The organism is Variovorax sp. V213 (assembly GCF_041154455.1).
Taxonomy (GTDB): Bacteria; Pseudomonadota; Gammaproteobacteria; order Burkholderiales; family Burkholderiaceae_C; genus Variovorax.
Window position 1 is genome coordinate 408637 of the sequence record NZ_AP028665.1, and the last position, 14449, is coordinate 423085.

The 14449-nt window shown below is 66.8% G+C and carries 12 protein-coding genes; 6 read left to right on the forward strand and 6 right to left on the reverse strand.

The window, feature by feature from the left end; genetic code table 11:
- Window positions 1-684, reverse strand: coding sequence for a response regulator (locus ACAM55_RS27000; RefSeq protein ID WP_369657331.1), 684 nt, complete (start codon window positions 682-684; stop codon window positions 1-3).
- 253 nt (window positions 685-937) lie between these two features.
- Here ACAM55_RS27000 and ACAM55_RS27005 point away from each other — a divergent pair, with 253 nt between their 5' ends.
- Window positions 938-2659 (forward strand): phosphatidylserine/phosphatidylglycerophosphate/cardiolipin synthase family protein, encoded by a 1722-nt coding sequence (locus tag ACAM55_RS27005; protein WP_369657332.1) that lies wholly within the window; start codon window positions 938-940, stop codon window positions 2657-2659.
- A 41-nt stretch (window positions 2660-2700) separates the two neighbouring features.
- Here ACAM55_RS27005 and ACAM55_RS27010 read toward each other — a convergent pair whose 3' ends face one another.
- Both ACAM55_RS27010 and ACAM55_RS27015 read right to left on the reverse strand, forming a co-directional pair.
- A complete protein-coding gene (locus ACAM55_RS27010) occupies window positions 2701-3600 on the reverse strand; it encodes a DUF72 domain-containing protein (RefSeq protein ID WP_369657333.1) in 900 nt (299 codons plus the stop codon).
- Window positions 3566-3784 (reverse strand): hypothetical protein, encoded by a 219-nt coding sequence (locus tag ACAM55_RS27015; protein ID WP_369657334.1) that lies wholly within the window; start codon window positions 3782-3784, stop codon window positions 3566-3568. Before ACAM55_RS27015 ends, ACAM55_RS27010 begins: the two co-directional genes overlap by 35 nt.
- 152 nt (window positions 3785-3936) lie before the next feature.
- On the opposite strand from ACAM55_RS27015, the gene ACAM55_RS27020 reads away from it, so the two are divergent.
- The 3 genes from ACAM55_RS27020 (at window position 3937) to ACAM55_RS27030 (ending at window position 5677) form a co-directional block, all read left to right on the forward strand.
- The gene (locus tag ACAM55_RS27020) at window positions 3937-4317 is read left to right on the forward strand and encodes a cupin domain-containing protein (protein WP_369657335.1); all 381 of its coding nucleotides are present in this window, start codon (window positions 3937-3939) and stop codon (window positions 4315-4317) included.
- Between the two features lie 137 nt (window positions 4318-4454).
- Complete coding sequence (locus ACAM55_RS27025) at window positions 4455-5279, forward strand: YihY family inner membrane protein (protein ID WP_369657336.1); 825 nt, start codon at window positions 4455-4457, stop codon at window positions 5277-5279.
- A 50-nt stretch (window positions 5280-5329) separates the two neighbouring features.
- A complete protein-coding gene (locus ACAM55_RS27030; RefSeq protein ID WP_369657337.1) occupies window positions 5330-5677 on the forward strand; it encodes a hypothetical protein in 348 nt (115 codons plus the stop codon).
- Here ACAM55_RS27030 and ACAM55_RS27035 read toward each other — a convergent pair.
- Window positions 5659-7368 carry a tannase/feruloyl esterase family alpha/beta hydrolase gene (locus tag ACAM55_RS27035; protein WP_369657338.1) on the reverse strand — a complete coding sequence of 570 codons (1710 nt, stop codon included), beginning with the start codon at window positions 7366-7368 and terminating at the stop codon, window positions 5659-5661. The genes ACAM55_RS27030 and ACAM55_RS27035 overlap by 19 nt on opposite strands.
- Before the next feature lie 318 nt (window positions 7369-7686).
- Between ACAM55_RS27035 and ACAM55_RS27040 the strand changes: the two genes are divergently transcribed.
- Complete coding sequence (locus ACAM55_RS27040; protein ID WP_369657339.1) at window positions 7687-8622, forward strand: GNAT family N-acetyltransferase; 936 nt, start codon at window positions 7687-7689, stop codon at window positions 8620-8622.
- Between the two features lie 51 nt (window positions 8623-8673).
- Entirely contained in the window at window positions 8674-9951 is a 1278-nt protein-coding gene (locus ACAM55_RS27045; RefSeq protein WP_369657340.1) for an NAD(P)/FAD-dependent oxidoreductase, read from the forward strand.
- Window positions 9952-10030: 79 nt separating this feature from the next.
- On the opposite strand, the gene ACAM55_RS27050 is transcribed toward ACAM55_RS27045, so the two are convergent.
- Together ACAM55_RS27050 and ACAM55_RS27055 are read right to left on the reverse strand one after the other, a co-directional pair.
- Window positions 10031-12268 carry an NADP-dependent isocitrate dehydrogenase gene (locus ACAM55_RS27050; RefSeq protein WP_369657341.1) on the reverse strand — a complete coding sequence of 746 codons (2238 nt, stop codon included), beginning with the start codon at window positions 12266-12268 and terminating at the stop codon, window positions 10031-10033.
- A gap of 274 nt (window positions 12269-12542) precedes the next feature.
- Window positions 12543-14405: a histidine kinase gene (locus ACAM55_RS27055; protein ID WP_369657342.1), complete on the reverse strand. Its 1863-nt coding sequence runs from the start codon at window positions 14403-14405 to the stop codon at window positions 12543-12545.
- Window positions 14406-14449: the final 44 nt, after the last annotated feature.

The window sequence follows — 14449 nt, forward strand, 5'->3', positions numbered from 1 at the left end:
TCACGTGGCCTCGAGCGCCCAGGCCGCCTGCGCGTCGAAGACGCGGCACATGGCATCGGTGCGGTTGCGCGCGCCAAGCGCCCGGTAGACCATCGACAGGTGCACTTTCACGGTGCCCTCGGCAATCTGCAGCTGGCGCGCGATCAGCTTGACCGGCATGCCCCGGATCGCGAGCGCCAGCACCTGGCGCTGGCGCGGCGACAGCTCCACGCGCAGGAAGCCGGCAAGGTCTTCGCGCGGCAGCTCGTCGGGATCGCGCGCGCGGGTCACGTCGTCGGCCAGCACGAACTCGGCCGGCAGGTAGATGCGGTGGCGCAGCACCACGCGCAGGGCGGCCTCCATGTCCTCGAGCCGGTACGACTTGGGGATGAAGCCGGCCGCGCCGGCCTCGATGACCTCGCGCACGCGCTGGGGCGAGCTTTCTGCCGACTGCATGCACACGGGGGTGGCCTCGAAGTGCGCCTTCACGGCCTTGAGCGCGGCCACGCCGGAGAGCTGGGGCAGGTGGTAGTCGAGCAGCAGCAGGTCGACGCCGGTCGGGTCCAGCTGGCAGGCCTGCTCGGCGTCCCGCACGGCCTCGAAGTGGAAGGGGCGGCCGGGTTCGATCTCGGCGGCCATGCGCTCCAGCAGGAGGCGCGTGCCGTTCCAGACGATCTCGTGGTCATCGACCAGCAGAACCTTCATACAGGCCTCTCGTCTACGGTGACCTCCCCGTCCTGATTGCAGGTTAGCGCAAAGCATCCCAATAAGCGAGCGCACGCACCTACACCAAAGGCCTAGTCGGATGGCCACGCCACCCCTGCGCGGCGGGACTAGGCCGCCGCCCGAAACGCGCCCCGCCAGCGCCTAGGCGCTGCGTTCAATTGTTGCGGCGGGGCCCGCGCGGAAGACTGTCTGCATCGATCGCCACTTTGCATCCGATGCACCGAGGACCGCCATGAACACCCCAAAGTCTCTTGCCGCGTTGCGTGCCGCATGGGAACCCCTTGCGTGCCGGTTCTGCATCATGGCGCTCCACCACCTGGAGCTCGCGCGCTGGCTGTGCGCCGCGGCCATGGTCGCGGTCTCGCTGCTGGCGGGCTGCGCCGCATTGCCCGGCGACGTGCATCGCGTCGCGTCGCAGGCGCGCACCGACGTCGGGGACAGCGCCCTCGCGCGCATCGCCGCCGCGTCGCTGCCTGTCCCGGACGGCACGATGTCCGAGGCAGCCGGCATCTCCGGCGTGCGCCTGCTGCCGGGCGGCGACCAGGCCTTCGACGCGCGCATCGCACTCGCGCAGGCCGCGCGGCACACCGTCGACGCGCAGTACTACGTGGTGGCCGACGACAGCTCGGGGCGGCAATTCCTGCGCGAGCTGCGCGACGCGGCGCAGCGCGGCGTGCGCGTGCGCCTGCTGGTCGACGACCTGTACTCGGGCGGAGACGACGAGATGCTGGGTGGGCTGGCCGCCCACGCCAACGTGGAGGTGCGTGTCTTCAACCCGCTGCCGGTGCGCAGCGGCGGCCTGCGCACGCGCGTGCTGCTGTCGCTGCATGAACTCGGCCGCGTGAACCGCCGCATGCACAACAAGCTGTTCATTGCCGACAACAGCTTCGCCATCACCGGCGGGCGCAACATCGCCGACGAGTACTTCGGGCGCAGCAAGCCGGCGAACTTCATCGACATGGACGCGCTGCTGGCCGGCCCGGCGGTGCGCGCACTGTCGGCGAGCTTCGATGCCTTCTGGAACGGACCGCTGTCATACCCCTTCGAGGCCATCGCGGCCGGCGGCCACCCGGCGCCGGCCGCTGCGCGCGACCGCTTCGCCGCGCTGGCGCGCGGTCTCGGGCGTTTCATGCCTCCTGCCGACGAGCCCGATGCGCTGGGCCGCCGCCCCGTCGGCGCGCAGCTGGCGCAGGGGCGCATCGAGCTGGCGCCCGCGAAGGTGCGCGTGGTGGCGGACGCGGTGGTGCAAGGCCCCTCCGCGGGGGACGCGGGGGACGCCGGCGGGAGCGTCGAGGAAACCGCGGGGCCGCAAGGCCGCGAGGGCGCGGTCATGGCCGCGAACCTCGACCTTTTCCGGACCGCACGCTCCGAGGTGCTCGTCGTCTCGCCCTACTTCGTGCCCATGCCCCGCATGATCGAGGCGCTCGCCCATGCGAGCCGCGGGGGCGCGCGCGTGTCGGTGATGACCAATTCGCTCGCCACCACCGACGAGCCGCTGGTGCACTTTGGCTACGCGCGCTACCGCGGCGCGCTCCTGCAGATGGGCGCCGTGCTGTATGAGCTGATGCCGGCGAGCGAACCGCATCCGGCCTGGAGCGACACCGAAGGCGGCCGCGGCTCGCTCGGGCGCCTGCACGCCAAGCTCGCGGTGGTGGACCGGCGCTGGTTCTACGTGGGGTCGATGAACATGGACCGGCGCTCGGCGCACTGCAACACCGAACTGGGCCTGATCGTCGACAGCCCCGCGCTGGCCGGCGAGCTGGCGGACCTGATCCAGCGCGTGCGCATGCCCGCGAGCTTCACAGTGAGCGAGGCCGCGCGGCGCGGCGGCCTGCAATGGAGCTTCCTGCGCGACGGCCGCCGCTGGGTGCTGCACCGGGAGCCGGAATCGAACTGGGCCCAGCGGCTGCGCTGGTCGGTGCTGTCGCTGGTGGTGAACGAGGATTTCCTGTGATGCGGCCGTGCCCTGCCCTGCCCTTTCCGCCGGCGCGCCCTTCATCCATGCGCCAGCAGCATCTTCATGAACGTGATGCCATTGCGCTGCCCTTTGTCCTCGTCGCAGTTGTTGAAGATGATGTGCGTGTTGCGCACCTTGTAGGCCAGGCGCACCACCTGCGCCATGATCTCGCGCAGCTCATGGTCGGGATAGTCGTAGTCGAAGCGCTCGGCCGCCGAGGCCGCGCCCTTGATGTTGTAGGTGTCGACATTGCGCCCGTGCAGGCGCACCAACGCAAAGTCGGCGTTGGTGGTCTCCGCCAGCAGCGGCACGCTGTTGGCAAAGCCCTGCGGGCCGTCGACGACGGTGTGCACGGCGCCGAGATTGCGCAGGAACTCGATCGTGCCGGCGCGATGCGCTTCGTCCCACCATGACCGGTGCCGGAACTCGATGCTCACCGTGTGGCCGGCCATCTGCTCGGCGCAATGCGCCACATGCGCATGTCCCTCGCGGTTGCAGACGAGCCAGGGCGGAAACTGGAAGTGCACCAGCCCGAGCTTGCCCGCCTGCCTGAGCGGTGCGATGGCCTCGCGGAAGCGCCGCCACAACTCGACGCTGATCTCGGGCGGCATGCCGCGGTAGTAGAGGCTCTTGGAGTTGGTCGTGGCCAGGGCTTGCTGGATGTCCTTGTGCAGCACCTTGGGATCGGTCTGGTGGCCCGTGAACAGCCGGAAGGCCTTCACGTTGAAGGTGAAGGCCTCGGGGGTGCGCTCGGCCCACAGCGTTGCATTGGCCGGCGCCGGAATGCCATAGAAGCTCGAGTCGACTTCGACCAGCGGAAAGATCGACGCGTAGTAGCGCAGGCGCGCCTCGGCGGTCTTCACCTCCTTCGGGTAGAAGCGACCGCACGCGAGCAGCGTCTTGTCAGTCCATGAAGCCGTGCCGACCAGAATGCCCATAGGCGCAGGCTACCGGTTGGAGCCACTCGACCGCCGCCTCCGTGGGCGACATTGTGCGTAGGCGAGGATCGCGCCAAAGCTCGCGCGCGACCTCCTCCAGTTCCAGCGGATCGACGGTGTGCCACCGCTGCTGCAGCCGGTGCGCGCAAGCGGCGATCCAGAAGGGTGCAGGAATGGGGTCCATGCCCGGATGATACTGTATTTTTAAACAGTACTAATAAGGTTTTCAAAATATGTCGGGGAGGTCGCTGTCGGTACTAACATCCAAACGGTCGACGCGCGGTTCGGCACGAGGCTGCCGTCGACGATCTGCTCGCTCGTGCAAGGAGAGTCGCGATGGCAAGTCCCATGAATGTCAACAAGCTCCAGACGAAATCCCATGACGCACCGGATGAGGTTCGGGAGCCCGAAAAGACCCGGGTCGAAGTGGTCCGCCTCGAGGGGTACACGCTCGGACGCTTCAAACTCGAGCCCGGGTGGCGCTGGTCGAAGTGCATCAAGCCGGTTGTGGGCACGGACAGCTGCCAGGTGGCTCACGTCGGGTACGCGGTTTCCGGACGCATCACCGTGCAAATGAATGACGGCTCGAAGACCGTCATCGAGGAAGGCATGTCGTACACCATTCCACCCGGCCACGATGCGTGGGTCGAAGGCGACGACCGGTTCGTCGCCCTCGAGATGATGAGCGCAGAGGAATTCGCCAAGCCCAAGAGCTGACCAGGTGGGAGGCCAGGGGCAGATTTCTGCGGGATGGTCGAACGGGGATGCGGTCCGGCGGACTGATCACAATCGCCTGCAACGGCAGCGCTTCCTGCGGCCGCGAAACCGTTCGATTCTTCCTCCCTCAGCGATACATGTTTGCCCTGACCCGCCTGACGATCGACCGCGCCCGGAAAGAGCGCCTGCCCCAAGTCGCCGGAAGCCTGGCGTTCACGACCTTGCTGTCCATCGTGCCCCTGCTGGCCGTGAGCTTTGCGCTGCTCACGCGATTCCCGGTCTTCGCGCGGTTCAAGGATGCGCTTCAGGAGTTCTTGCTGAGCCGGCTGCTTCCGCCTGACATTGCACGCACGGTGCTGAAGTACCTGAACCAGTTCGCCGCCAACGCCAGCGGCCTGACCTGGGTCGGTTCGCTCTTTTTGCTGAGCGCAGCCATCGCGTTGCTGCTCACCGTGGAGAACGCACTGAACCAGATGTGGAAGGTGCGCAAGAATCGGCCGTTCCTCAAGAGGGTCGGCCTGTACCTGCTGATGCTGGCCGTCGGGCCACCCGTGCTGGGGCTGAGCCTGTGGGCCACGTCGTATCTGCTGGGCATTTCCATGGGCCTGATCGGGGCGCTGCCGCACGCGCTCGCATTCGTGCTCGACCTCGGGCCGCTGATGCTCGGCCTGGCCGTACTCACGAGCATGTTCTACCTCGTTCCGAACACCAAGGTGCGGCTGCGCGACGCCTTTGCGGGCGGCTTGATCGCCAGCGTGGCTTTCGAACTCGGCAAGCGCGGCTTCACCAACTACCTCGTGAAGGTGCCGACGTACAAGGCGCTGTACGGAGCGTTCGCGGCTCTCCCCATGTTCTTGCTCTGGGTCTACTTCTCGTGGCTGGTCACGCTGGTCGCGGCCATGATGACCGCCAACCTGGCGCTCACGCGCCGGCGCCCGGCCGGCAAGCCCGCCCGGGCCTAGCAGCCAGCCTTGGCTGGCGTGCCGACCGCCAGCGGGTAATCTCCGTCTCGATGAGCCCACCGCAACCCCGCCCCGCATCCGTCTGGCATCGCTTCTGGTCTCCGAGAAGTCTTCTTGAGCAGATTCCGCCGGAGGCGTCCGCGGACGAGGCCAAAGCCATCGAGCACAGAAACAACATCTGGCTCAGGACCTACATGGACATGTACATCCTGAGGTGGGGCGGGCTTTGGGCGGCTTCGTCGGCAGCAGCTGTTCTGATGACGGATGCGTCGCCTTTGCTGTTCGCACTCGCCCTGGTGTCGAACCTGGCGGCTCTTGCCGGCCTGGTGCTCATGATCCTGGCCTATCGCCGCGCGTCCAGGGCTGTTCAAGCGGACGCTCAAAAAGACCGGCACTGATAACTGGACGCCTGCGCGCGGTCACCGCCGATGTAGTGCGGGTAGCCGGGATGGCGGCACATGGGACGCGAGGCCTGCGCCGCAAACGGCGGCAGCGGCGCCTTGACAACCTGCACCAGGGCATTCGCGGGTGGGTCGCCAGCGTTCACCCATCGGTCCAGCGGATCCAGCAGGTCCACCATCGTCGGCACTGCCGGCCCGCCCGCGACCGCGCGCGAGTTGCCCGAATGCGTGGAGCCGGGCGAGACGTAAAGCCGCACCGACCTTTCGGCCGCCGCGGCGCCCAGTCGCGCCACGACGGCCTCGTGATATTGAATGCCCATGAGCGCACTCTGTGCGCGGTCCGCGGCGTTCTCGCGCAGGATCAGCTTGCCGCCGCGCGCGAAGAACGCCGACAGATCGGGGTTCGTGGCGTCCATCAGCGCCGAGGTTTTCTGCACCCGGTCGCGGAAATCCTCGGGCCGATAGCCGCGTACGTCATGGTTCCTGTCACGCGCAATCGCATAGCGGATCCAGTTGCTTCCATAGATCCACTGGGTGGCATTGCGCGCGGCGTCCGGCGGCGCGGCGGGTGCCGCGGTGCCGGAGACCCAACGCACCATGTTGAGGGCGGAGGGGCCGTCCAGGCTGTCCTCGTGGCCGTAGAGCCATGGCGGATACGCCGTGAGGCCGTTGGCGATGGGGAAGGGAAACACATAAGGCGAGTGGATGCCACGCATGAGACGCAGCTCGGCATCGGACAGGCAGTGCACGCCGGCGTCGCCACCACCGGGGCAGCGCAAGGGCTGCAGGTCCACGCGCGCCTGGCACCCCATGTAGTTGTTCACGACGCCATCGGCCAATCCATCGAGCGCGTCGCACGCGTCGGCGGTGGCTTTGGCAATGAGCGCGGTTTTTTCGGCCTGCAGCCAGTCCTCGTGCTGCGGTACCTGGTTGCGCACGAAGGCATGGAACAGGCCGGTCCAGTTGATCACGGGCACGACGCTCACGATGCCGTCGTAGTCGGCCGGAAAGCGCTGCGCCATCGTCAGCCCTTCGCGGCCCCCTTCGGAGCCGCCGAAGTAATACATGCGCTGCGGCTGGCGTGCGTAGTACGCGCGCATGATGTCCACGGCCGCGTCCTTCACCTTCTTGTAGGAAGCGAAAGCGAAGTTCTCGAGCATCTCGTCGTTCAGCGCGAAGGCGCCGGGCTCGCCGGCCGGAAACGCGGAGGCCTGATGGCCGGAGTCCTGGCCAAAGGTCGCATAGCCCCGCGCGATGGGGAGGGGATCGTCCGGCGCTGCGTCGCGCAGCGGCGTCAACCCGGTGACCAGCACCCCGTTGAAACCCCCGCCACCGTATTGCAGGGCCTTGCCGTTCCAGCGAGTCGGCAGGTTCAACTGGAAGTGGATGGCCTGGGCCGCGGGGTCGCGTGATGCGATGGTGCCGCTGACCTTGCAGAACTGCGGAAGGGCCGGCACGAACGCGCTGCCATTGACCGTCGCAGCGGAGGCCGGCGTGAGCACAGCCGAAGCGACCGAGGCCTTGCCGCTGGGCAATCCCATCGCGCCGGGCGCGATGACATGGCCTGCAAGGCTGGCGCAGGACGTTGCGAGCTGGTCGGCATTCGGGGCCGTGGTGCACGCCGACAAGGACAAGGCAAGCAGCGCGAAAGCGGTGCGGGGAATTGCGCGACAAGCGAAATGATTCATGGTGTCTCCAGACTCTTTTGATACCTCGGCCGGCCATGCCATGGACTCTGGTGCCGCCGTGCGGTTGAAGATTCTTACCGGCTTTCGATGCTGCGGCACGATCCACCGCCGGAAGCTCGCAATCACACATTTCCCGCTTTTCCAGGCACATGGTTCGGCATCAACCTGGCCGTGCGTTCTTTAGCATTGGCCCATCATCCGACCGACGCGAACAGGGCTTCACATGTCCAGGCTTCTTGTCCCATCCAACTTCGACAAACTCGGCGAGCCGCGTGAAGATCGCCCGCCGGCGGAACGCGTCATCGAGGGCGATGTCGTATGCCGCACCTCGGACATCGACATATCAACTGCCTTTTCGCGTTCAAGCCTGCCCGCGCCCTGCACGCACCGGTGGACGAAATGGCGCAGCACCTGACCGCGCTGCGCGCCGATCACCTGCCGGACGCGGTCAGGCAATCCGCCGCACTTGGATGGCCCTACCGGGAGGCCGACTGGCGCTTCGCCTTCGATCTCGGCAGCGGCTTCGCGGTGGAAGCTGATGGCCGCCTGGTGGGCACGGCGATGTGGTGGCCCTATGGCGAGACCCATGCCTCGGTGGGCATGATCATCGTCGACCCGGGCATGCAGGGGCGGGGCCTGGGGCGTGCCTTGATGGGAAAGCTGCTCCACGAGGCGCGCAGCCGCACGGTTTTCCTGAACGCCACCCAGGAAGGGCTCCCGCTCTACACGCAGCTCGGGTTCGTCGCCCGCGGACAGGTGTTCCAGCATCAGGCCATATGGCCCGCGGAAACCGTTCTAGCCAACGCACCGGCGGGCGTACGTCCCATGCAGGCAGCAGATGACCAGAGGGTGCGCCGGTTGGACCTGGCCGCCACGAAGATGGACCGGACAGCATTGCTGGATGCCTTGTTTGCAGCCGGGACGGCGATGGTCATCGATCGCGGCGCCGGTGTGTCGGCCTACGCCTGCGCGCGGGAATTTGGACATGGCGTGGTGATCGGTCCGGTGGTCGCCACGGGAGCAGATGGTGCTGCCGATGCGATGGACCTCATCGCCGCACTCGCCGACCGAGCCCGCGGCCGGTTCGTTCGCATCGACGTGACCGAGAGCAGTGGTCTGTCTGCGTGGCTGACCGAAACAGGGCTGCCCTGCGTCGGACATGCAGTGTCCATGGTGCGCGACATCCAGGCTCGCGCGATGGATGCCGATGCGGACGTGCGCCTGTTCGCCCTTTCCAACCAGTCGTTCGGCTGACTCGCCGGCTCGTTCCCCCAATGCATCCCCCGAGATGATGAAAGTTTGTTCATGAAACTGATGCCCTACTGGCTCGATACCTCGCCCAAATTCGCCGGTGGCCAGACCGAGGCGCCCAGCGGCGACGTCGATGTGGCGGTGGTGGGTGCGGGCTTTACCGGTTTGTCCGCGGCAATCGCACTGGCGAAGAAAGGCGCAAGCGTCGCAGTGTTCGACGCGGGAGCTGTGGGCCATGCCGCTTCCGGCCGCAACGGCGGCATGTGCAACAACGGCTTCGCGCAGGACTATTGCGCTTTGTCGAACAGACTCGGGCGAGAGCGCGCCAACATGCTCTATCGCGCTTTCGACGCGGGTGTTTGCAAAGTGGAGTCGCTGATCGCGGAAGAAGGCATCGACTGTGATTTCAAGCGTGTCGGCAAGCTCAAGCTCGCTGCCAAGCCAGAGCACTACGACAAGCTGGCCCGCTCGCAGGCACTGATGGAGAAGGAATGCGATCCCGATACCCATATGGTGACCCGGGCAGAACTGCGCAGCGAGATCGGGTCGGATCAGTATTTCGGTGGTCTGGTCTTCGGCAAGAGCGCAGGCATGCACGTGGGCCGCTATGGTCACGGCCTTGCCGTGGCGGCAGCGAAGCGCGGCGTGCGCATCTATGAGAACGCGCCGGTCGTCGGCCTCAAACGCCAGACCGGTTCGGTGCATCGAGTCGAAACACCCCATGGCAGCATCCGCGCCAAGCAGGTGCTGCTTGCGACCGGTACGTCGGCCGTGGGGCCATTGGCATGGTTCCGCCGTCGCATCGTGCCCGTGGGTGCATTCATCATCGTGACCGAACCGCTGTCGGTCGAAGTGCTCGATCGGCTGACGCCGAGGCGCCGAATGACGACGGACACGAAGAACTTCGTCAACTACTTCCGTGTGACGCCAGACAACCGCCTGCTGTTCGGTGGCCGCGCGCGTTTCGCGGCGACCAACCCCAAGTCGGACATCAAAAGCGGCGCCATCCTGCAACGATCACTCGTGGAAGTCTTCCCCGAGCTGAGAGATACCCGTATCGACTACTGCTGGGGCGGCATGGTCGACATGACGCGCGACCGCTTGCCGCGCGCCGGAGAGCGCAACGGCCTCTTCTATTCCATGGGCTACAGCGGGCACGGAACCCACATGTCGACCTACATGGGCGCGATCATGGCCGAGGTGCTGGATGGCCGCGCCGACCTGAACCCATGGCGGGATTTCGACTGGCCGGCGATCCCCGGCCATTTCGGCAAGCCATGGTTTCTTCCCATCGTCGGCGCTTACTACCGCTTTCAGGATCTGGTGCGCTGAGAGAAGGAACAGGTGGCAAGGACCGCTCCCGACCCCTCCCGGGATCGGAGCGGCGGGCCCTGGCCGCGTCCTGCCCTCCTCAGCCCGCCACGGCAGCCAGCGCCGCGTTGAACGTGGCGCTCGGCCGCATCACTGCATCGGTCTTGCGCACGTCCGGCAGGTAGTAGCCGCCGATGTCGGCCGGCTTGCCTTGCACGGCGGCGAGCTCGTCCACGACCTTCTGCTCGTTGGCGGCCAGGGCATCGGCGAGCGGCTTGAAGTGGGCAGCCAGTTCCTTGTCTTCGGTCTGCTCGGTCAGGGCCTGGGCCCAGTAGAGCGCCAGGTAGAAGTGGCTGCCGCGATTGTCGAGCTGGCCGGTCTTGGGCGAGGGGCCCTTGTTGTTGTCCAGCAGCGTGCCGGTGGCGGTGTCGAGTGCCTTGGCCAGCACCTTGGCCTTGGCGTTGTGGGTCTTGATGCCCAGATCCTCCAGGCTCACGGCCAGCGCGAGGAACTCGCCCAGCGAATCCCAGCGCAGGTGGTTCTCTTCCACCAGCTGCTGCACGTGCTTGGGTGCCGAGCCGCCGGCGCCCGTTTCGTACATGCCGCCGCCGGCCATCAGGGGGACGATGGACAGCATCTTGGCCGAGGTACCCAGCTCCATGATGGGGAACAGGTCGGTCAGGTAGTCGCGCAGGATGTTGCCGGTGGCGCTGATGGTGTCCAGTCCGCGGATCACGCGCTCCAGCGTGTAGCGCATGGCGCGCACCTGGCTCATGATCTGGATGTCCAGCCCGGTGGTGTCGTGCTCGTGCAGGTACATCTTGACCTTGGTGATGAGCTGCGCCTCATGCGGGCGGTAGGCGTCGAGCCAGAACACCACCGGCATGCCCGAGTTGCGCGCGCGGGTGACGGCGAGCTTGACCCAGTCGCGGATGGCGGCGTCCTTGACCTGGCACATGCGCCAGATGTCGCCCGCTTCCACGTTCTGGCTGAGCAGCACCTCGCCCGTGTCGAGATCGGTGATGTTGGCCACGCCGTCCTCGGGAATCTCGAAGGTCTTGTCGTGCGAGCCGTATTCCTCGGCCTGCTGCGCCATCAGGCCCACATTGGGCACGGTGCCCATGGTCTTGGGGTCGAAGGCGCCGTGCCACTTGCAGAAGTTGATGATCTCCTGGTAGATGCGGGCAAAGGTGCTCTCGGGCATCACGGCCTTCACGTCCTTCAGCCGGCCGTCGGCGCCGTACATCTTGCCGCCGTTGCGGATCATGGCGGGCATGGAGGCGTCCACGATCACGTCGTTGGGCGAGTGGAAGTTGGTGATGCCCTTGGCGGAATCCACCATCGCCAGCTCAGGGCGATGCTCGTGGCAGGCGTGCAGGTCGCGCCGGATCTCGTCCTGCGTGCTCTGGGGCAAGGTGGCGATCTTGTTGTACAGGTCGACCATGCCGTTGTTGACGTTCACGCCCAGCTCCTCGAACAGCTTGGCGTGCTTTTCGAAGGCCTCGCGGTAGAAGATCTTCACGCAGTGGCCGAACACGATCGGGTGCGACACCTTCATCATGGTGGCCTTCACATGCAGCGAGAACATCACGCCGGTCTTGTGCGCGTCCTGGATCTGCTGCTCGTAGAAATCGAGCAGGGCCTTCTTGCTCATGAACATGGAGTCGATCACCTCGCGCTCGAGCAGCGAAACCTTCGGCTTGAGCACGATGGCCTTGCCGCTCTTGGTGATCAGCTCCATCTTCACGTCGCGCGCCTTGTTCAGCGTCATCGACTTCTCGCCGTGATAGAAGTCGCCGTGGTGCATGTGCGAAACGTGCGAGCGCGACGCCTGGCTCCATTCGGCCATGCTGTGCGGGTTCTTGCGCGCGAATTCCTTCACTGCCTTGGGCGCGCGGCGATCGGAGTTGCCTTCCCGCAGCACCGGGTTCACCGCGCTGCCGATGCACTTGTTGTAGCGCGCGCGGATATTCTTCTCCTCGTCCGTCTTCGGGCTCTCGGGGTAGTCGGGGATCTTGTAGCCCTTGTCCTGCAGCTCCTTGATGGCGGCCTTCAGCTGGGCCACCGAGGCGCTGATGTTGGGCAGCTTGATGATGTTGGCTGTGGGCCGCAGCGTCAGCTTGCCCAGCTCGGCCAGGTTGTCCGGCATTTGCTGCGTTTCGGTCAGCGCCTCAGGAAACTGACCCAGGATGCGGGCGGCCACCGAGATGTCGCTGGTGGCGACGGCGATGCCCGCCGGCGCGGCGAATGCCTGGATGATGGGCAGCAGCGAGGCCGTGGCCAGGCGCGGTGCCTCGTCGGTGAGGGTGTAGATGATTTGGGAGTTTTCGGCGGTCATGGTGGCTTTCGGGCGGGCTGAACAACAACGCAATGTCACGAGATGGACGGCGGGCGAACGGGCGCAAACTCTAACAAAGTTGAGGCCCGGCGTGCACGGCGTGGGGACTTGGGCCGTGGATCGCAGCCGATGAGCGCGCCAATTTCCCCGATCCCACAACGATATTGCGCATCAAGAAACGCAGGCAATGGCCAGATGCGCCTGGCGCTCTGCGGGCAGCGTCCGCATCTGAGCGTCGGCCCGAACTGGGCCCGTAGCGGCGGCGGGATCTCGCTCACGCTGCGACGCGTTGCGTCCAGCGCAGCGACACCCAGGTGCCTTCGCCGCGGCGGCTCTCGATGCGAAGCCGCGCGCCGATCGCATCGGCCTGCTCACGCAGTCCCACGATTCCGTAGTGCCCTGCTGCGCCCGCGCTCGGCTCGAAGCCGATGCCGTCGTCGCCGATCTCCAATTCCACGTCGTCGTTCGCAACACGCTGCAGGCGGATCAGGAGTCGCCGCGCGCCCGCGTGGCGTTCGACGTTGCGCAGCACTTCCTCGCACATGTGGAACACGGTCTCCGCCGGCTCGGCCGCCAGGGCAGACAAAGCGGGTTCGATCTGGCAGTCGAGCTCGATGCCGGAGCGCTCGCTCAGGTTCCTGGCCAACTCGGCCAGCGCCGCACCCAGCCCGATGTCGCGCACCGGGTTGCTGCGCAGCTGGTCGATCGCGCGGCGTGCCTCGTCCAGCCCGTCGCGCGCCGCGCGCTCGGCCCGGACGAGCTCGTCCGGCAGCGCATCGGGCCGGCTGGATGCCAGGCGTTTGAGCACACGGATCTCGGTGAGCATCGCCATCATGGAATGCGCCAGCGTGTCGTGCAGCCCGCGCGCCAAGCGCAGGCGCTCGCGCACCACTGCGGCATCGCGCGACTCCTGCGCCAGCCGGCTGATCTCCTCGGTGCGCTGCCGCACGCGTTCGTCCAGCTCGGCATTGAGCCGGCGCAACTCGTCGCGTTCGCGCTGCAGCGTGTCCAGCAATCGGTCGAGCGCGCTGCCCAGCCGCGCGGCCTCGTCGGCACCTTGCGGAACCTCGATGCGCGTCGCGTTCCCGGCCAGCACTGCGTCGGCCGAATGGGCGATCACGCTCACGCGCCGCGTGAGGCGGCGCGCCATGATGATGCCGGCGACGGCGGCGGCCAGTCCCAGCAGGCTCAGCACGATCGAGATGCGCCATTCGATGGCGGTCGCGAAGGCCGCGACCGATTCGACCGGCTGGATCACCACGGCCTGCCAGCCGAGCCGGCGCAGCGTTCCGTCGCGGGCGTTGGGTGGAGACGCGATCAGGTAGGGCCGGTTGTCCAGGAGCCGCCTTGTCCGGATGCGCGTGGGCAGATCGGATCCGTCGTTCCCCAGGCCGGCGACGACGGGATCGAAGGGCGTCACCGGATCGCCGACATCCTGCCAGCGCTTCTCCAGAAGGGCACTCGGCCCGTGGCGCACGATGCCGTCGCGGTCGATCAGCAGCCATTCGCCCGGCGAGGCGCGGATCTCGGCCACCATCTTCTGCACCCAGCTCCAGCTCAGGTTCGCGGCGACGACGCCGATGATCGCCCCGTCGGCATTGCGCACCGGCGCGGTGAGCTTCAGGAAGCGTTCGCGCGGCGAGCGGCCTTCCTCGATCCATGCGGCGTCCAGGCCTTGCGAGATCCATGCGTGCTGATTGACGTTCTGGCCGACCACCTGCTCGTCGGTCGCTGCGACGATGAAGCCATCGGCATCGGTCACCGCCAGCCAGATCAGGTCTGGAACGCCGCGGCGTACCGCTTCGAGCGATCGCTTCAGGCGTGCGCCTTCGCTGTGCTGCACGTCCTCCGACAGCATGGATGCCACCACGCTGACCGCCTGCAGGCGCAGCAGCAGTGCGGTGTCGAGCTCGGCATTGACATGTTCGGCCGCGGCTTCCAGGCGCTGGCCGTGCTGCTCGAGCAGCGTCGCACGCACGAAGCCGCGCAGCCACAGGTTGGCCACGAGCGCCAGGCACAAGGTGAGCGCAATCAGCAGCCAGCCGATCGCGGCGGCCATGGAGCGCCGTGGATCGATGCGGCGTGCGAGGTTCATTGGCAGCGCATTCTCGCAAACGGCAGCCATGACTTTCGGCATGGGGAGTTCCCCTGAGCTCTCGGGGTTTGTCTCGATCCGCCGCG